This is a genomic window from Vibrio sp. 1727 (assembly GCF_033344415.1).
Lineage (GTDB): Bacteria > Pseudomonadota > Gammaproteobacteria > Enterobacterales > Vibrionaceae > Vibrio > Vibrio alginolyticus.
Genome location: NZ_JAWPOT010000494.1, coordinates 1 through 578, shown reverse-complemented (window position 1 = coordinate 578; position 578 = coordinate 1). Strand labels below are relative to the sequence as shown.

Here is a 578-nt window from a genome sequence, read left to right as displayed (position 1 = left end):
GCGCTCGTCCACGTAAAGTCGTGTCTGGGGTTGCGATTTGGTTCCAAAGGCCACGCTTACTGCTGTGCCATTGGTAGTCGTTGAGCTCCAAAAGCACCATGTAAAATGCATTTAAAAATTCATCGATAGAGGTGACCAATTCCGCAGGAGCTGCGTTTGGTGATTGCACATAAAGCACAATCCCCGGATGACGGTTCAGTGGCATGTTACCAGTGCCGACCATGTAGCCGAGTTGCTGCTTGGTGCGAATCTCATGAAAGAAGGTTGCCGACATGAGGTGATTGGCCAAAGAATAAAGTGCGATGCTGCGCGGTTCGATGTCTTCACACTGGTGGTAAATTACCACAGCAGAGTCTTGTTGATTACAATGCACTTCGCGCTGAAAACTGCCATTTTGACCGAGCATAATTAACGGACGCAGTGCTTCTTCGTAGCGCTGTTCTTTTACGCGCAAGGCATCTTTCAAGGTTGTTGCCATATCATGCGCTTCTTGACGTTGCCAGTCGCCATAAACGAACATTTCTACGTGGAGTTCCGCCAAAATCGCCTCGACGAATGTCGACAGCTCATCGACTTCA

At 49.0% G+C, this 578-nt stretch carries 1 protein-coding gene; it reads right to left on the bottom strand.

The window, feature by feature from the left end; all coding sequences use genetic code 11:
• On the bottom strand, nucleotides 1–578 hold a 578-nt coding region (locus R8O10_RS26555; RefSeq protein WP_318192142.1), incomplete at both ends, for an insulinase family protein.